Genomic DNA, 17,781 nt, shown 5'->3' with positions numbered 1-17,781 from the left:
CATGGCAGCAGGAGCATACGAGGCCCTGGCCGAGACCCGGCCGCGCATCCGCAGGGACGTGCTGTTCACCCGGACGCCCGGCGGCGTCCTCTTCCACAACGCCGACGGCGGGTTCCACCTCACCGGACGCACCGCCTACCGCTTCGCCTCCCTCCTCGTGCCGCACCTGAGCGGCCGCCACCGCCTCGCGGAGATCTGCGAGGGATTCCAGCCGCCGCAGCGGAAGATGGCGGGAGAGCTGGTCAAGACCCTGTACGCGCGGGACTTCGCGCGGGACGCCCCGCGGGAGGAACCCGAGCCGACGGCGGACCCGGTGGCCGCCGCCGTCGCGTCCCGGTTCGCTCCCCAGATCGCCTACGTCGACCACTACGCGGACGGCGCCCGGGCCCGCTTCGCGGCCTTCCGGGCTACCCGGGTCGCCGTCCTCGGCCGGGACGAGGTGGCCCGCTGGTGCGCCGTCGGGCTGCTGCGCAACGGCTGCGCCGCCCTCGGCGTCGAGGGCGACTTCCCCGAGGTCGCCGCGGAGGCCGCCGAACTGGAGGCCGCCGGATGCCCGGTGGACCTCACCCCGCTCGCGCCCGCCGGGCGGACCGGGACCCCGGCGGAAGACGACCCGGGCTGGGCCGACCTGGCCGGCTACGACGTCGTCGTGGTCACCGGCGCCCGGGCCGCCGCGCGCACCCACCGGCTGCTGGCCGAGGGCGTCCCCGAGGGCCGCGTCCTACTGCCGTCCTGGACGTTCGGGGAGCACGCCGTCACCGGTCCGCTGCACCGGCCCGGCGGCTTCGGCTGCTGGTCCTGCGCGCTGCTGCGGCTCGGCGCCACCCGGGACGCGGCCACCGCCGCCGAGCTGTGGAGCGAGGTCGCCGGCGCGGCACGCCCGCTGGACCCGGCGCAGGACGGGCCGCTGCACGGCCCGGTCGCCGCCATGACCGGCAACCTCCTCGGCTACGAGGTGTTCCGGCTGACGACCGGCGCGCTGCCCGCCGAGACGGCCGCCCAGGTCCTCGTGCAGGACCTGCACTCCCTTGACGTCGTCGCCGAGCCGGTGCACCCGCACCCCCGCTGCCGGCTGTGCCAGGCGCCGCCGCCGAGCGACGCGGCGCAGCAGGTGCTCGCCGAGGGGCTGGCCGCGCCGCACACCGCCACGGCCGGGGACGCCCGTGAGGCCGAGCAGGTCGTCGAGGACCTCAACACCGTCACGGGTGCGCTCGTGCGGCCCTGGACGGGTACGTTCCGGCGGTTCCTGGACGAGGAGCTGACGCAGACCCCGCTCAAGGTCAGCCGCCTGGAGGGGGTCTTCGGCGCCCAGGGTCCCCGGGTGATCGCCGCCTTCGACGTGCACCACCTGGCCGGGGCCCGCGTCCGGGCCCTGCACGCGGCCGCCGTCACCTTCGTCGAGCACGTGGTACCGGCGCCGGAGGGGGCCACCGGCGTCTCCTTGCTCACCAAGGAGCCCGCCGCCGTGCCGGCCGCCGCCCTGCGGCCGTTCGGCGCGGCCAACCGGGAGCGCCGGTACCCGGCCACCCGGGCGGGCGCGGGGGCGGGGGCCTCGCCCCGGGAGGCGGCCGGCAGCGCGCTGCTCTCCGCCCTGGCCCATGACGCCCTGCTCGCCGCCGTGCGCGGCACGGCACCGGTGGCACCGCTGCCCGAGGACGACGCGGACCCCGAACGCGTCTTCCTGCACCGGTCGGCCGGGCACCTGGGAATCGGGGTGGAACTCCTCGCGCTCGGCGCGGACCACCCCGGCGCCGTGCCCGTCGTCCTCGCCCGCGAGACCACGGCGGACGGATGCGGCCGCTGGGCCGTCGCCGCCGCCCTGACCCGCCGGACGGCCGCCACCGCCGCGCTGCGCGACCTGCTCGGGCAGGCGCAGCTCGCCGCCCAGGACCCCGGCGCACGGGTGGACCTCGGCGACCCGGTCCTGGCCGACCTCGCCCCGGGCACCCTGCTCCCGGGCACGGACGCGCTCCCCGGGTCGGACGGGACGACCTGGCCGGCCGTGCTGGACGCGGTGCGCGCCGCCGGACGGGACGTGCTGCTCGTCCCCACGACGCCCGCCGCCCTCCTCGCCGGCGGCATCCACACCGCCCGCGTCGTGCTCACCGGTGGTGCGGATGACCAGCGTTGAGGATATGAGCCGCAGCGCCGAGCCGGGTGCCGTGCACGCCGACGCGGCGGACCGGCTCGCCCGGGCGCTGGCCGAGCTGGGCACGCCGGTGCCCGTGGACGTCGCGCCGCTCGGCACCGGGGACGCCTTCGCCGCCGGCGCCCACCTGGAGCACGGCACCGACCCGGCGGCGGTGGGCATCCGGCTGTACGGGCGGCACGCGCTGATCGGGCCGCTGCCCGGCCGGCGCGGCTGCGGGCACTGCCTGGCGCGGCGCTGGCAGGCCGTGCGGTCCGTGGCGCTGCGCGAGGCCCTGGAACTGGGCGGGCCCACCCGGGCGGCCGGGGACTCCCCGCACCTGACGTCGTTCGCGATCACCGCTCTGGCCGGTCTCGTCGCCGCCCGGCTGGGCGGCGACGGCCCGCCGGACACCGTCCACGGCCTCGTGCAGCTGTGCGACCTGCGGACCCTGAGCGTCCGCCACTATCCGCTGGTCGCCGACCCCGAGTGCCCCCGGTGCGGCCGTCTTGAGCCGGACACCGCCGAGGCCGCCACCCTGGAGCTGCACCCGGCGCCCAAGCACCGTCCCGACTCCTTCCGGGTGCGGGACATCGGCTCCTACGACCTGCCGGTCGAGCCCTACGCCAACCCCGTGTGCGGCGCGCTCGGCCCCTCGGTGGTCTACGACGTCTCCTCCACCTCGACCTCGGCGACCATCGGCTGCTTCTCACTCCGCTCGGGCGACTACCTGCGCGAGACGTTCTGGGGCGGCCACGCCGACTCGTTCGCCGAGAGCGCCCGCATCGGCGTCCTGGAGGGGCTGGAGCGCTACGCCGGGATGCGGCCGCGGGCCCGTGCCGCCGCGGTGCGGGAGTCCCTCCACCGCCTGCGGGAGCGCGGCGAGGCGCTGGTGGACCCCCGTGAGTGCGGGCTGTACTCGGCCGACTTCCACCGCGCCAACCCGCACGTGCGGCCGTTCGCGCCGGACCGCCCGATCCCCTGGGTGTGGGGGTACTCGCTGCGCGACCGGCGGCCCGTCCTGGTGCCCGAGGTGCTGACGTACTACCACACGCCGGGGCTGGAGAACCGCTTCGTCCAGGAGAGCTCCAACGGCTGCGCCTCCGGCGGCGCCCTGGAGGAGGCCGTCTACTTCGGGCTGATGGAGGTGATCGAACGCGACGCCTTCCTGCTCGCCTGGTACGGGCGGGCCGCGCTGCCGGAGATCGACGTGCGCGGCAGCGCCCGCCGCGCCACCCGGCACATGGTCGACCGGCTGGAGATGTACGGCTACGAGGCCCGCTTCTTCGACACCCGGATCACCTTCCCCGTCCCCGTCGTCACCGGGGTCGCGGAGCGGTTCGACGGCGGCCCCGGCCGGATGTGCTTCGGCGCCGGCGCCGGGCTCGACCCGGAGGCCGCCCTGGCCGGCGCGCTGTGCGAGATCGCCACGGACGCCGTCAACCTGCCCGGCCGCACCGAGCGGGACGAGGCCCGGCTGCGCGCCATGGCCGCCGACTTCCACGAGGTGCGGGCCCTGCACGACCATCCGTTGGCCTACGGCGTCCCGGAGATGGGCGTGCACGCCGAGTTCCTGCTCGGCGCCCCCGGCGCCCCGCGCCCGCCGCGCCGGTCGCCGGCCGACCTCTACGGCGGCGGTGCGACGCCCGCCCCCTCCGATGACCTGCGCACCGACCTGCTGACCTGCGTGGACGCGGTGACGGCACACGGGTTCGACGTCGTCGTGGTCGACCAGACCATGCCGCAGCAGCGCGAGCTGGGGCTCATCACGGTCAGCGTCCTCGTGCCCGGGCTGCTGCCCGTCGACTTCGGCTGGACGCGGCAGCGCGCCCTGGGCATGCCCCGGCTGCGCACCGCTCTGCGGGAGGCGGGACTGCGCGAGCACGACCTGACCGACGGGGACCTGAACCCCGCCCCCCACCCCTTTCCCTGACCCCGCGACGCCACCAGAAGGAGCAGCCCATGGGTTACGCCCATGACTACGCCGCCGCGATCATGCAGCGTGGGCGGGTGCCCATGGACCCGGCGGACTTCGTCCCCGACTGGGCCGACGGGCCGCGCAAGACCAAGCTGTACCCGTTCGCCGAGACCGTGCCGCTGCCCGGTTCGCGCGTCCCGCCCGAGGCCACCGTCGAGCGGGGGCTCGACCCGGCCGCCGCGCCGTCCGGACGCTTCGACCTGGCGGCCCTGTCGGGCCTGCTGCTCGACTCCTACGGGCTGACGGGCCGCCGGCTCGGGGTGCAGGCCAACACCGACCTGAACGCCCTGCCGTTCTACCCGCTCGCCAACTGGTCGCGGGGCACCGCGTCCGGGGGCGGGCTCTACCCCGTCAGCATCTACTGGGTCTCCGGCGCGAGCGGCCCCGGGACGCCCGGCGTGCACTACTACGCGACCCGGCACCACGCCATGCAGCGGCTGCTCACCGGCGACGTCAGCGGGCGGGTCCGGGCGGCCCTGGGCCCCGGGCACCCGGCGCGGGACACCGACCAGTTCCTCGTGCTGGGCGTCAAGTACTGGCAGAACGCCTTCAAGTACAACAGCTTCTCCTTCCACGCCGTGAGCATGGACGTCGGCGCCTGCCTGCAGACCTGGCGGATGTGGGGGGCGGCGCGCGGCCTGCCGGTGGAGCCCGAGCTCTGGTTCGACGAGGAGGACCTGGCCGACCTGCTGGGTGTGGATCCGGCCGAAGAGGGGGTGTTCGCCGTCGTTCCGCTGCCCTGGGACGACCCGGCACCGGCCGCGGGGACGGGCGGCGGCAGCGGCCGCGTCCGGCACCGCGACCTCGAACGCTCGCGCACCGTGCTCACCTTCGACGCGCTGCGCGCCATGCAGGACGCCACCTGCGCCCGCGCCGCGGACCGGCCCGCGCCCGGGGCCCTCGTCCCGGCCGCCGCCCCGCCCGTGGCGGGCGAGCGGCCCCGGCTGCCGCTGCCCCCGCCGGCCCCGCTCGACACCGACGTGCGCACCGCGCTGCGGACGCGACGCAGTAGTTTCGGCCGTTTCGACGCCGCGCGCCCGGTGGCCGCCGACCACCTGGCCGCCTGTCTGCGGGCGGCCACCCGGGGCTGCGACGTCGGCGGCCGGACCACCGCCGGGGAGCCACCGCTGGTGACGCTCTACGCCTTCGTCAACCACGTCGAGGGCATCGAACCGGGCGGCTACGTCTACGAACCCGGCGGCACCGGGACGAGCGACGACGGCGGGGGCGGCTGCGGCGCGCTGCGACTGGTGCGGCCCGGAGCGCCCGGCGCCTTCCTGCAGGAGAACTACTTCCTCGCCAACTACAACCTGGAGCAGGCCGGCGCCGTGCTGGTGCCGACGGTGCGCACACACGCGGTCCTGGACGCCGTCGGGGATCGCGGCTACCGCCTGGTCAACGCCACCATCGGCGCTCTCGCCCAGAGCACCTACACCGCGTGTGCGGCCCTCGGCCTGGGCTGCGGGGTGGCGCTGGGCTTCGACAACATCTCCTACATCGAGGAGCTGGACCTGGCCGCCACCGGTGAGGCCCCCCTGTTGATCATGATGGTCGGCCACGAGCGTCCCGAGCCCGCCGACTTCCGCTTCGAGATCGTGTGAGGAGCGCCGCCATGAGCGCCACAGCCGTACCGCGGGTGAGAGCCGCGACGACCGGGCCGGCCACGGGGCACGAGGCCACCGCGACCGGCGAGCCGGGTGACTGGCAGCTGGGTCCGGCGTTCCTGCTCCGGGTGGCCGGCCTGCCGGTGGAGACCGTCGGCCGCCTGCGCTGCCCGGCCGGACGCCGCTGGGCCGACGAGGTGCTGGCGGAGTCGGACCGGCTGCGGGCCGCCGGGGAGGCCGTCGGTGACCTGCTGCACGACCTGGTCGGGCGCAACGAGGACGAGACCTCGCGGCGCCGGCTGCTCGCCGTGCGTCGTGCGGTGTTCAACAACCGCCTCCCCCGTGAGCCGGAGGCCGACCTGGCCCACGTCCGGTCGCTGGACGGGGACGTCGGTCAGGCGCTGGCCCACTGGCTCACCGGCCGGACGCGGCTCGCCGCGCTGCTGGACGAGGGCGGGCCGGTGCTGGCGGAGGAACTGGCCGCGTCCCGCGACGCGCTGCGCGACCTCGCCGGGGACGAGCGGCTCCGCGCCGGGGTGCTGCTCGCGTCCCCCTCGCTGGACGCGCAGCTCGACGGCTACCTGCGCGCCGGGGGCGGGCACCCCGACAAGCGGCAGCGCAAGATCGAACGCTCGCTGCTGGCCTACCTGTACCGCACCGCCTGCAAGACGAGCCCGTTCAGCACCTTCACCGCCCTGGCGCTGGGTGACTTCACCGGCGCCGGGGCCGGGCGGGAGGTGCGGGTCGACGGACCGTGGACGAGTCACCCCCGGCTCAACGTCGTGGCTCTCGGGCGGCTCACCGACGCGGTGCTCGCCGACCCCGCCCGCTGCGCCGACCTGCCCGTCTCCCCGGCCTCAGGCTGGGGACGGGAGGACGACCGGGTGCGCTACGTCCGGCGCTGGACCACCGCCGGGGACGAGGACAGCGCCGTGACCTTCGACGCGGTCAAGGACCGGCTGTTCTTCCTGCGCCGCAGCGGCACCCTGGACCGGTTGCTCGCCCTCTTCGAGCGGCGTCCCGTGCTGCGGCACGGCGAACTCGCCCGCTGGCTGGCCGCCGAGAGCGGCGAGAGCGAGGAGGAGTGCGCCCGTTACCTGGAGGCGCTGCTGCGCCTGGGCATGGTGCAGGTGCCCTCCCTGCACACCACGGTGTACGACACCGACCCGCTGCTGGCCTTCCGGCAGGCCCTGGGGACGCTGGACCGGCCCTGGGCCCGGGAGCTGGCGGAGGTGCTGGCGGCGCCCGCCGGGGCGGCCCGGGCCTACCCCGACGCCCCGCTCGCCGAGCGCCGCGGACTGCTGGGCGATCTGCGCCGGCAGCTGGGCGAGGTCCAGGGCGCGCTCGGCTCGCAGGACGCGAAGGTACCCCAGACGGTGCTCTACGAGGACGTCGTCGCCGACGCCCCGGTGGCCATGGACCGGGAGGCCTTCACGGAGCTGGCCGCCGAGCCGCTGCGCGCGGTCGAACGCGTGCTGCCCGCCTTCGACCTCACGCTGCCCCAGCGCGTGACGTTCAAGGGCTTCTTCGTCGCCCGGCACGGCCGCGGCGGGCGCTGCGAGGACCTGCTCAAGCTCGTGCACGACTTCCACGAGGACTTCTTCGACCAGTACCTCACCTTCACCTCCCGCCGCCGGGCCTACGACGAACAGGGCCGCTACACACCCGAGGAGAACTGGCTGGGGCTGCCGCAGCTCCGGGCGCTGGACTCCGCCCGGCAGACCTTCACCGCCCACATGAGGGAGCTGTGGGAGCACCGGGGGACGGCGGCCGAGCTGGGCGTCCCGGCCGGCGCGCTGGACGAGGTGGCCGCCGAACTGGCACCGCTGAGCGCGGACTTCGTGCCCCTGAGCCACCACCTGCAACTGGCCGACCGCGCCGAGGACCCGCTGGTCGTGCTCAACCGCTCCTACGGCGGACTGTCCTTCCCCTTCAGCCGTTTCACCCACTGCTTCGACGGGCTCTCCGAACGGCTGCGCGCGCACAACGCCGCGCTCGAGCCCGAGGGAGCGGTGTTCGCCGAGGTCACCGGTGGTCCGGTCACCAGCAACCTCAATCTGCACGGCCGGCTCACCGACCACGAGATCGTCTGCCCCGGGGAGCGCGGCACGCTGCCCCCCGAACGCCGCCTCCAGCTGGAGGACCTGTACCTGGTGCACGACGAGGAGGCCGACCGCCTCGTGCTGCGCTCCACGCGGCTGGAGCGCGAGGTCGTCCCCGTCTATCTCGGCTACCTGGTGCCGCTCGCGCTGCCGGAGGTCCCCCGCACCCTGCTGCTGCTCTCTCCGACGTCCATGGCGCCGGTGGACGTCTGGGCGGGGGTTCCGGAGGGCGAACCGGTGGACGGCGTGACCCACCGGCCCCGCGTCCGGCACGGCGCCCTCGTCCTCAGCCGCCGCCGCTGGAGCGCCCCGGCCGCCGCGCTGCCGCTGCGCACACCGGGGACGTCGGACGCCGAGTGGTTCCTCGGCTGGCACCGGTTCCGGCGTCGGCACGGCCTGCCGGACCGGGTGTTCGCCACCGTCAGCGGGGGTGGTGCGCGCGGCGCCACCGGCGCCAAGCCGAGCTACGTCGACTTCGACAGCGTGCTGTCCCTCACCGCGTTCGAGGCCCTGCTCGGCGCTGCGGACGCCCGCGTCGTCCTGCGCGAGGCGCTGCCGGACGAGGACGCCCTGCACACCGTCACCCCGGAGGGCCGCCACGTGGCGGAACTCGCCGTGGAGACCGTGCGGGGCGCACGGGGCGACGGGCCCCCGGTGTCGCGCGGTGAAGGAACCGAGAGAAAGGACGTGCCGTGACGGACCACGCGCCCACCCCGGCGGAGCCGGCCGGGCCCGGAGCCTGGCAGGCCACCCACATCTTCTACGCCGCCAACCCCCGGCCCCTGCTGCTGCAGTGCGTGCGCCCGCTGGTGAACTCGCTGGCGGACGACGGCCTGCTGGCGGGCTGGTTCTTCATCAACTACTGGCTGGAGGGGCCGCACGTGCGGCTGCGGGTGCGGCCCTCGGCACCGGAGCACGAGGCGCGGGTGCGCCACCGCACCGAGGAGGCGATCGACGCGTTCCTCGCCGAGCGGCCCGCTCTGTACGAGGTGGACACCGGCTTCCTGAACGAGTTCTACAACACCCTCTTCGACGTCGAGTTCTCCGGCGCGGACCGCACGCCCTACCTGGACGGCGAGGGCCGGATGAACCTGCGGCCCAACAACTCGCGGCACGCCATGGACTACGCGCCGGAGTACGGCAAGTACGGCGGCCCGGTCGGCATCGAGCTGGCCGAGTGGCACTTCCGGCACTCCAGCGACCTCGTCGTCGAGGCGTTCGACACCAAGAACCTGCACCTGCGCACCGTGCTCCTGGGCACCTCCGCGCAGCTCATGATGGTGATGGCCGGCTGCTTCCTGCCCGACCGGGAGGAACTGGCCGAGTTCCTGCACAGCTACTACGAGTTCTGGCACAAGCTGTATCCGGGCACCAACTTCATCGGCAGCGACGAGTACGACACCAACTACGCGGCCATGGCCCCCGACCTGGCGCGGCGGTTCGCGCTGATCCGGGAGGCGACCTCGGCGCAGGACCCGGCCGCCCGGCTGCCCGCCTTCCTCGCCCGGTGGGCCGTCCACTGCCGCGAGCTGCGCGCCCGCGCCGTGGCCGCGGCCGAGGCGGGCGAGCTGGTCTTCCGCTCGTGGGACGGCGAACGCGACGAGCGGATCACCGACCCCGGCGAGGCCCTGCGCGTCCTGCTCTCGCCCTACATGCACATGACCAACAACCGGCTGCACGTGACCATGCGGGACGAGGCCTACCTCGCCCACGTCCTCGCCCGCTCCCTGCACGAACCGCTCGCCCCCTCGACCACCCGGACCGCGCCGTGAGTGCCGACGGGCCGCCGGGACGGGCGGCGCCCCCGCGACCCGAGGACGGCTACCGTCCCGCGCTGCGGCCCGGGGTGCTGGTCAGCGGGGAGGTCCTGCACGGGCCGCGCCGGGTGCACCTGGTGAAGGACACCACCTCGGGGCAGTCCTTCCAGGTCGGTGTGAAGGAACACTTCCTCATCGCCCGCATGGACGGCACCCGCACCCCGGACGAGATCGGCGCGGCGTACGCGCGGACGTACGGCAAGCGACTGGGCGAGGGCCACTGGCGCCAGATCCTCGGACTCCTGGGCGGGCGCGGCCTGCTGGCGAGCGGCCCCGCCCCGTCCGGGCCGTCCGGTACGGCGGGGGCCGGGGGCGGGGACGCGTCCGGGGACGCGGAAGCGCCCGGGGGCCGTACGGCCGGCGGGCCCGGGACGAAGCCCGGGCGCAACGGCGTGCTCGCCGGCAGCGTCCGGCTCGTCGCGGACGCCCACGCCACGGCGGGCCGGCTGCACGACGCCCTCGGCTTCCTGCTGGCCCGGCGGTGGGCTCTTCCGCTGCTGTTCCTGGTCACCGTGATGGCCCTCGTGCTGGCCTGGCACGTCGGTGAACTCGCCACCGGAGCAGTTGAGTTGTTCCGCCACCCGGTGCTGCTCACGGCCGGGGCCACCCTGCTGTGGCTCAGCACGGCGCTGCACGAGCTGGCCCACGGCCTCGTCGCCCGGCACTACGGCGGCCGGGTCGGTGAGATCGGCCTCCGCTGGCGGTTCCCCGTGGTGATCATGTACTGCACGGTCGAGGACTACCTCTACCTGCCCGGGCGTACGGCCCGGATCGCCACCGCGCTCGCCGGGGCCGTCACCAACCTGCTCTTCCTGCTCCCGTTCTTCGCTGTGTGGGCCCTCGCCCGCCCGGCGGGCGCGACCGGCCAGGCGCTCGGCGGCTTCCTCTTCCTCGGCACGCTCCAGGCGCTGGCCATGCTCGTTCCGCTGCCACCGCTGGACGGCTACAAGGTCGTCGGCCAACTCCTCGGCACCGCCGAACTGGCCGCCTCCAGCCGCCGCTACGTCGCCCTCGCCCTGCGCCGCGACCCCGAGGCCGCCCGGTACCCGCCTCGGGCCCGGCGCGCCTACCGTGCCTACGCGGCCGGGTCCGTCGTCGTCGTGCTGCTCCTGCTGACCGGTGCCGTTCTCCTCGTCCGCCACGTCCTCACCACCGCGTAACGCGTCACCCCCCGTAAGGAGTCCACCGTGACCAGGAACCACCGGCCGAGCCAGGCCACCGACGCCCCGGCGGAGGGCGCGCCCGAACCCGCCGTCGCCCTGGAGGGCGTCCACAAGCGGTACGGGGACGTGCGCGCCGTGGACGGGGTGAGCCTGCGCGTCGGTCGCGGGGAGTTCTTCGGACTGCTCGGGCCCAACGGCGCGGGCAAGACCACCGTGGTGGAGATCATGGAGGGGCTGCGGCGCGCCGACGAGGGGACGGTCAGCGTGCTCGGCCACCGCCCCTGGCCCCGGGACGTGCGGCTGCTTCCCCGAGTGGGCGTGCAGACACAGGCGTCGGCCTTCTTCGTGCGGCTGACCGCTCGCGAGCACCTGCGCACCGTGGCCGCCCTGTACCGCACCGACCGGGACCGGGCGGAGAGCACCCTGGCCACCGTCGGCCTCACCGAGCACGGCGACGTCCGGGTGGACGACCTCTCCGGCGGGCAGCGGCAGCGGCTGGCCATCGCCGCCGCCCTCGTGCACGATCCGGAGCTCATCTTCCTGGACGAGCCGACCGCCTCCCTCGACCCGCAGGCCCGGCGGGACCTGTGGGAGGTGCTGCGCAGGCTCAAGGGCGCGGGCCGCACCATCGTCTACACCACCCACCACCTGGACGAGGCCGAGGAACTCTGCGACCGGGTGGCCATCATGGTCGGCGGCCGTATCACGGCCCTGGACACCCCGCACCGGCTGATCACCGCCGGTGCCACCACGACGCGGCTCCTCGTGCCCGCCGAACGGCTGCCGTTGCCCACCGCCCGATCGCTGCCCGGCGTGCTGAACGCGACGACGGACGGCGACGTGGTGGTGCTGGAGACGGAGGACTCCGGGCCACTGCTCGCCGCCGTCGCCGAGGTCGCCGGGCTCGAGGGGGTACGCACGCGCACCCCGAGCCTGGAGGACGTCTACCTGCAGCTCACCGGCACCGCCGGCTGACCGCCGCCCCGCCACTCCCCCGCAACGTCTTCGGAGCACCTGCATGAGCGCATACGCGGCCCTGAGCGCGGCCGGCTACCGGGCCTACACCCGGGACAAGACCACCCTCTTCTTCACCTTCGCCTTCCCGCTGCTGTTCCTGGTGGTGTTCGGGCTGATCTTCTCCGGTCAGGAGGTCGACGAGACCGGGCGCCCCTACATCTCCTACATCGCGCCCGGAGTGCTCTCCTGGGGCGTCGCCAACGCCGCCGTGTTCGGTGTGGCGTTCGTCCTCATGCAGTGGCGGCGGGACGACCTGCTGCGGCTGATCCGCATGACGCCCACCCGGCTCTCCGCCGTCATCGGCTCCCGCTACGGCCTGGCGCTGGTCATCGGGCTCGTCCAGGCCGCGGTGTTCGTCCTCACCGCCCTCCTGCCGCCGTTCGGCCTGGAACTCTCGGGCGACTGGCCGCTCGCCCTGCCGGTGCTGCTCCTCGGCATCACCGCGTTCCTGGCCATCGGCGTCGTCATCGGCTCCTTCACCCGGACGCCGGAGGCCGTCGCCGCCGTGGCCAACTGCGTGATGGTGCCCATGGCCTTCCTCTCCGGCTCCTTCTACCCGCTGGACGCCATGCCCTCCTGGCTGCAGACCCTTTCCTGGGCGCTGCCGCTGCGCTACTTCAACGACGGCGTCTCGGCCGCCGTGACCGGCGACGGCGGCGCCACCGAGATCCTGGCGGCGTGCGGGGGGCTGGCCGCCTTCGCCCTCGTCTTCGGCCTGCTCGGGCTGCGGACCTTCCGCTGGAGCGACCGCACATGACCGCGACCACCGCCAACGCGCCCACCGCGTCATCGGACGCCGCCGGCGCCCCCCTGGAGGCCGCCCGGGCCGCACTGGAGCGGCAACTCCTGGCCCGCCACCGGGAGGTGGCCCCCGGCGAGGCGCTCCCGGCGCCCCGGGTCGTCCCGCTCGGAGCCGCCGACACGCTCGGCGCCGGCCACCCGGACCCGCACGCCGGGGCACGGCCCGCCGCCACCGTGCACCTGACCGCCCGAGCCGTCCTGCTGGGGCCCTGGGGTACGGACACCACCGCCGCCCCGCAGGCCCCGCCCGCCTGCGGCCGGTGCCTGGCCATGCGCTGGCAGCGGCTGCGCAGCCGCTCCGAACGGGAGGCCCTGGAGCTCGGCGAGCAGCCCAGCGGCGCGCACGCCTGGCCGGTACTGACGCCCTGGGTGGTGGACGCCGTGTGGTCGGCCTACCGCGCGGCGGCCAGCGCCCCGGCCCCGCTTCCGGCAGCCGGCCCCACGGCCCCGCCGGACGCACCGGACGCCCGGCTGCCTCAGGTCGTCCGGGTGGACCTGGCCACCCTGGCCACGGCCCGCTTCCCGCTGCTGCCCGAGCCGCTGTGCCCGCACTGCGTCCGGCCACGCCCCGACACGCCGGAGGACGCCCGCATGCGGCTGCGGCCCGCCGTCAAGGCGGACCCCGCCGGGTCCCGTGGGCGACCGGCCGACGCCTATCCGCTGCCGACCCTGGCCCTGGCCAACCCCGTGTGCGGAGCGCTCGGCTCCGGCACATGGCTCAACCCGGCCTCCACGACGACGGCTCCGGTGGCCGGCTCGCACTTCGTGCGCGGCTACGCGGGGCTGAACGACGTCACCTGGAGCGGCCAGGCCGATGCCTACGCCGCCAGCCGCACACTGGCCTACCTGGAGGGGCTCGAACGCTACGCGGGCACCCACCGGCGCCGGGGGACGTCCCCGGTCGAGCGCTCGTTCCACGACCTGCGGGCGGCCGGGCTGCGGGCACTGGACCCCCGGGAGTGCGGCACCTACGCCCCCGAGACCTACGCCACCGATCCCATGGTCAGCCCCTTCGACCCCGACCGCCCGATCCCCTGGGTGTGGGGCCACTCGCTGCGCGATGACGAACCGGTGCTGGTGCCCGCCCGGCTGGTGCACTACAGCGCGGGCGTGGCGGCCGACAACTTCGTCTTCGAGTGCTCCAACGGCTGTGCCACCGGCGGTGGTCTGGAGGAGGCCGTGCTCTTCGGGCTGCTCGAACTGATCGAGCGCGACGCGTTCCTCCTGGCGTGGTACGCGCGGCCCGCGCTCACCGGGATCGACCTGGACTCCTGCCGGGGCACCGGCATCCGCTCCCTGCGGGACCGGGCCGCGCTGCACGGGTACGACGTCCGTGCCTACGACACGCGGATGGGGGCCGGTGTGCCCGTGGTGACGGCCCTCGCGGTGCGCCGCGACGGTGGCCCCGGCACCCTCTCCTTCGCCGCCGCCGCAGCGTTCGATCCCGAGCGCGCCGTCGGCGCCGCGCTGTGCGAGGTGCTCACCTACATCCCGCACCTGCCCGGCCAGGTGGCCGGGCGGCGGAACGAACTGGAGGCCATGGCGGAGGACTTCACCCGGGTACGGCAGCTGAAGGACCACGCCCAGCTGTACGGCCTGCCCCGGATGGCCGACCACGCGACGTCCTTCCTGGAGCCGGAGGGGACCCTGCCGCTGGCCGAGTCCTTCCCCGGCTGGCAGGGTGCCCGGCGGCCGGGCGGGGCCGACCTGCTGGAGGAGCTGACCCTCGTGCGGGACGATCTGGTGGCCGCCGGATACGACGTCATCGCGGTGGACCAGACCACGCCCGAGCAGCACCGGATGGGCCTGCGCACCGTCAGCACCCACGTGCCCGGCCTGCTGCCGCTGGACTTCGGCTGGAGCAGGCAACGGGCCCTGCGCATGCCCCGGATGCTCACCGGGCTGCGGCAGGCGGGCCGCGCCGAGAGGGACCTGGCCCCGCGGGAACTGGCGTGCGCGCCGCACCCCTTCCCCTGAACCGGCCGCGCGGACCACGCGTGACGGCCCTTCCCCCTCCGGCGGAGGGGGAAGGGCCGTCACGCCGCCCGTGGGCGGGGGGACCTCAGGCCGAGCAGGAGGTCGTGCTCGTCGTGGAGGAGCAGGTGGAGGTCGAGGAGCAGGAGGTGGAGCCGGCCAGGACGACCTCGGCGGCGTCGGAGTAGTCGGAGATCTCGAAGGTCTCGGACTCCAGCTCCAGGATCTCGTCGGCCAGGGTGGTGAGCTGCGTCTTGTCCATGGTGGGTCTCCCAACTGCCGCGCGGGTCACCGGCTGTGCCGGCTGGACGTCCCCGCACCGCCCTCCCATTGGACGGTGCGGCGCTCGCACATCGGCCCCGCTGCCGCTGACACTCCGCTGACACCCGGCGTCAGCGGAACGTGCGGCCCCGGCGTGCCGGGAGCCGGACCCTCGTACCCTCCGTGGAAGGAGCTGCCCGATGACCTCAGCGCCGAGTCGTGCGTCGGCCGCCACCGTGCCCCAGGACGTCCTGCGCGACACCGTCGCCTTCTACCTCGACCTGCACGCCCACCCCGAGCTGTCCGGCGACGAGCGGCGCACGGCCGAGGCGTTCGCCCGCCGGCTGGCCCGGGAGGGCTGCACCGTCACCCGGGGTGTCGGGGGCCACGGCGTGGTCGGCGTCCTGGCCAACGGCCCCGGCCCCGCCGTGCTGCTGCGGGCCGAACTGGACGCGCTGCCGGTGCCGGAGGAGACCGGACTGCCCTACGCCAGCACCGTGCCCGGCGTCATGCACGCCTGCGGCCACGACCTGCACCTCGCGGCACTCGCCGGGGCCGTCACCGTCCTCGCCCGGGACCGGTCCGGCTGGTCCGGCACGCTCCTGGTCGTCGGGCAGCCGTCCGAGGAGACCCTGAGCGGGGCCCGCGCGATGCTCACCGACGGGCTGTACGAGCGGTTCGGCACCCCGGACGTCGCGCTGGCCCAGCACACCGCCCCGCTTCCGGCGGGCACCGTCGCCCATGTCACGGCGGGTGGCCCCGTCCTCGCCGGCGGGGTGACGCTCGACGTCGTCGTGCACGGCCGCGGCGGGCACGCCGGAGCCCCGCACCTGACGGTCGACCCGGTGCTCACGGCGGCCGCCGTCGTGCTGCGGCTCCAGGGCGTCGTGGCTCGCGAGACCGCCCCCGCCGAGCAGGTCGTCCTCACCGTCGGCGCACTGCACGCCGGGGAGCGGGCCAACGTGGTCCCCGACTCGGCGCGGCTCGCGATCGGGGTGCGCGGCTTCACCGAGGCCGCCCTGGACCGCGTGACGGAGGCCGTCCGGCGCATCGTGCGCGCCGAGTGCACGGCGTCCGGATGCCCCGCCGAGCCCACCGTGTCCGTCGGCTCGCGCTCCCCGGCGCTCCTCCCGCACCCGGGCACCACCGACACGCTGCGGCGTGTGCACACCGACGTCCTCGGTGCCGCCCGCGTGCTGGAGTGGCATCCGGCGACGGCCACCGAGGACTTCCCCTGGTACGGACCCGCCGGAGACGCGCTGCACGGCGCCCGGCAGGTGCGGACGGGCTACTGGATGCTGGGCGCGACCGGCGTCCGGGAGTGGCGTGCGGCCGCCGACCGCCCGGGTGGGCCGCCGGGCAACCACTCACCGCACTTCGCTCCGGACGTGCGCACGGCGCTGCCCACCGGGGTGCGGGCGCTGGCGAGCGCCGCCCTGCACGAGTTGGGCGTCGGCCCGCCGCGAGCGGAGGGACGCGATGAGGGGCGGGGCTGAGGGGTGCCGGGAGCGCGGAGCGGCCGCCGAGCGGGGCGGCCGCGTCGAGATCGTGGTCGTCCGCCGCTCGGTCGCGGCCCCGGTGGGTCAGACGACGGTGGTCCGGCTGCTCGGGCTGCTGCCCTCGCACTGGCGATGCGTCCCGCAGGTGGAGACCGACCGCATCCGGCTTCGTGTCGCCCTGCCGGGCACCGGTGGCCGGGCCGCCGTGCGGCGGGTCGTCGCCGACGTCCTGGCCGACCGCGCGCTACGGGGGTGGGCGGAGGAGCCGGGCGGGTGGGCGGAGGAGCTCGGCGGATCGGTCAGACCCAGCCCCGCTCACGGGCGATCAGGGCGGCCTGCACCCGGCTGGCGGCGCCCAGGGTCCGCATGAGGTCGGCGACGTGCCGCCGGTAGGTGCGCACCGACACGCCCAGCTCCCGGGCCCCCGCTTCGTCCTTGCCCACCGAGACCATCGACAGCAGCACCCGCCGCTCGGTCTCGGTCAGCTCCGGCGGCGTCCGGACGCCCTCCCCGCTGGCCCGGAGATCGTCGGCCTGCTCCCAGATCTTCTCGAACAGCGCGATGATGTTGCACACGAGCCCGCCCTCGCGCGTCACCAGCGCGCCCCGCGAGGTGTCCGCCGGGTCGATGGGCACGAGCGCCGTGCGTCGGTCGTAGACGAGGATGCGCTCGGTGACGTCGTCGGCCACCCGGACCCGGGCGCCGTGCGCCACCAGCTCGCGCAGGTAGGCGGCGGTGGGCCCGTGCTCCAGGGCGTCGCTGCGCACGACGTTGCGGATGGACACCCCGCGCCGCAGGCAGCGCAGGTCCAGCGGCCGGGACTGGGTGATGTTCTCCGGCGTCAGCCGCGTGTAGGGCTCGACGGAGAGGATCTCCTCGCGCGCGAAGAACGCCAGCTCGTCGATCTGGTTGCGGATCTGCCCGAGGTCCACGAGCTGCTCCACGCCCTGCGGCGACGCCTCGTCGTCCTCGACGACCTCCGCGCGCAGCAGATCGACGACGTACCGGGAGGTCGTCACCCGCATGATCTCCTCGTGCAGCTCCTGGAGCCGACGGTCCATCAGCCGGGCCATCGCGATGTCGGGGCTGGTGGGGGTGAGGCCCCGGTCGGAGACGTCCGGGCGCAGCAGTCCCAGGTGCTGGAGCCGCTCCAGCCCGCGCTCGACGGCCTCCCGGGGGGCTCCGACCCTCTGGTGGACCTCGTCCGCACGGATACCGGGATTGCGGAGGAGGAACCGGTACAACGTCTCTTCTTCCGAGGTGACTCCGAACACGGCGAGCGCGTTGGCGGCCAAGCTAGCGACTCCTCGACGCGTAGAGCGGTTCGGCCTGGTGGGCCAGGGGTGCTTCGAACGTAGCGTCGTCCGCCCGGACGGCACGGCCGGGGGTCCCTGGTGCGTGCGGTCGCACGGCGGAGGCGGGAACGCGGCGGACCGC

At 75.4% G+C, this 17,781-nt stretch carries 13 protein-coding genes; 11 read left to right on the top strand and 2 right to left on the bottom strand.

Going from position 1 to position 17,781, the window contains the following annotated elements; genetic code table 11:
- Window position 1: 1 nt before the first annotated feature.
- The 9 genes from V6D49_RS25555 (at window position 2) to V6D49_RS25515 (ending at window position 14,587) form a co-directional block, all read left to right on the top strand.
- Window positions 2-2,131, top strand: coding sequence for a TOMM precursor leader peptide-binding protein (locus V6D49_RS25555; RefSeq protein WP_340563390.1), 2,130 nt, complete (start codon window positions 2-4; stop codon window positions 2,129-2,131).
- A 4-nt stretch (window positions 2,132-2,135) separates the two neighbouring features.
- Window positions 2,136-4,061: a TOMM precursor leader peptide-binding protein gene (locus V6D49_RS25550; RefSeq protein ID WP_340563389.1), complete on the top strand. Its 1,926-nt coding sequence runs from the start codon at window positions 2,136-2,138 to the stop codon at window positions 4,059-4,061.
- Window positions 4,062-4,090: 29 nt separating this feature from the next.
- Window positions 4,091-5,707, top strand: coding sequence for a nitroreductase family protein (locus tag V6D49_RS25545; RefSeq protein WP_340563386.1), 1,617 nt, complete (start codon window positions 4,091-4,093; stop codon window positions 5,705-5,707).
- 11 nt (window positions 5,708-5,718) lie between these two features.
- On the top strand, window positions 5,719-8,508 hold the full coding sequence (locus tag V6D49_RS25540; RefSeq protein WP_340563383.1) for a lantibiotic dehydratase: 2,790 nt from the start codon (window positions 5,719-5,721) through the stop codon (window positions 8,506-8,508).
- Window positions 8,505-9,584: a lantibiotic dehydratase C-terminal domain-containing protein gene (locus V6D49_RS25535; protein ID WP_340563381.1), complete on the top strand. Its 1,080-nt coding sequence runs from the start codon at window positions 8,505-8,507 to the stop codon at window positions 9,582-9,584. The genes V6D49_RS25540 and V6D49_RS25535 overlap by 4 nt, the downstream gene beginning before the upstream one ends.
- Window positions 9,581-10,789, top strand: coding sequence for a M50 family metallopeptidase (locus tag V6D49_RS25530; RefSeq protein WP_340563377.1), 1,209 nt, complete (start codon window positions 9,581-9,583; stop codon window positions 10,787-10,789). The genes V6D49_RS25535 and V6D49_RS25530 overlap by 4 nt, the downstream gene beginning before the upstream one ends.
- Window positions 10,790-10,888: 99 nt before the next feature.
- Window positions 10,889-11,767 carry an ABC transporter ATP-binding protein gene (locus V6D49_RS25525; RefSeq protein WP_340564334.1) on the top strand — a complete coding sequence of 293 codons (879 nt, stop codon included), beginning with the start codon at window positions 10,889-10,891 and terminating at the stop codon, window positions 11,765-11,767.
- 43 nt (window positions 11,768-11,810) lie between these two features.
- The gene (locus V6D49_RS25520; RefSeq protein ID WP_340563375.1) at window positions 11,811-12,566 is read left to right on the top strand and encodes an ABC transporter permease; all 756 of its coding nucleotides are present in this window, start codon (window positions 11,811-11,813) and stop codon (window positions 12,564-12,566) included.
- Window positions 12,563-14,587 carry a TOMM precursor leader peptide-binding protein gene (locus V6D49_RS25515; protein WP_340563373.1) on the top strand — a complete coding sequence of 675 codons (2,025 nt, stop codon included), beginning with the start codon at window positions 12,563-12,565 and terminating at the stop codon, window positions 14,585-14,587. The genes V6D49_RS25520 and V6D49_RS25515 overlap by 4 nt, the downstream gene beginning before the upstream one ends.
- Window positions 14,588-14,672: 85 nt before the next feature.
- Here the strand turns inward: V6D49_RS25515 and V6D49_RS25510 are convergent, their stop codons facing one another.
- Window positions 14,673-14,846: a thiazolylpeptide-type bacteriocin gene (locus V6D49_RS25510; RefSeq protein ID WP_191209084.1), complete on the bottom strand. Its 174-nt coding sequence runs from the start codon at window positions 14,844-14,846 to the stop codon at window positions 14,673-14,675.
- A 199-nt stretch (window positions 14,847-15,045) separates the two neighbouring features.
- Here V6D49_RS25510 and V6D49_RS25505 point away from each other — a divergent pair, with 199 nt between their 5' ends.
- Both V6D49_RS25505 and V6D49_RS25500 read left to right on the top strand, forming a co-directional pair.
- Window positions 15,046-16,341 (top strand): amidohydrolase, encoded by a 1,296-nt coding sequence (locus V6D49_RS25505; protein WP_340563370.1) that lies wholly within the window; start codon window positions 15,046-15,048, stop codon window positions 16,339-16,341.
- The gene (locus tag V6D49_RS25500) at window positions 16,325-16,714 is read left to right on the top strand and encodes a hypothetical protein (protein ID WP_340563367.1); all 390 of its coding nucleotides are present in this window, start codon (window positions 16,325-16,327) and stop codon (window positions 16,712-16,714) included. The genes V6D49_RS25505 and V6D49_RS25500 overlap by 17 nt, the downstream gene beginning before the upstream one ends.
- On the opposite strand, the gene V6D49_RS25495 is transcribed toward V6D49_RS25500, so the two are convergent.
- Window positions 16,644-17,639 (bottom strand): LuxR C-terminal-related transcriptional regulator, encoded by a 996-nt coding sequence (locus V6D49_RS25495; protein ID WP_340563365.1) that lies wholly within the window; start codon window positions 17,637-17,639, stop codon window positions 16,644-16,646. The two genes, V6D49_RS25500 and V6D49_RS25495, sit on opposite strands and share 71 nt — an antisense overlap.
- Window positions 17,640-17,781: the final 142 nt, after the last annotated feature.

The organism is Streptomyces sp. GSL17-111 (assembly GCF_037911585.1).
Classification (GTDB): Bacteria; Actinomycetota; Actinomycetes; order Streptomycetales; family Streptomycetaceae; genus Streptomyces.
Note: the sequence above shows the minus strand (reverse complement) of the source record. Positions and strands in the feature narration are given on the sequence as shown.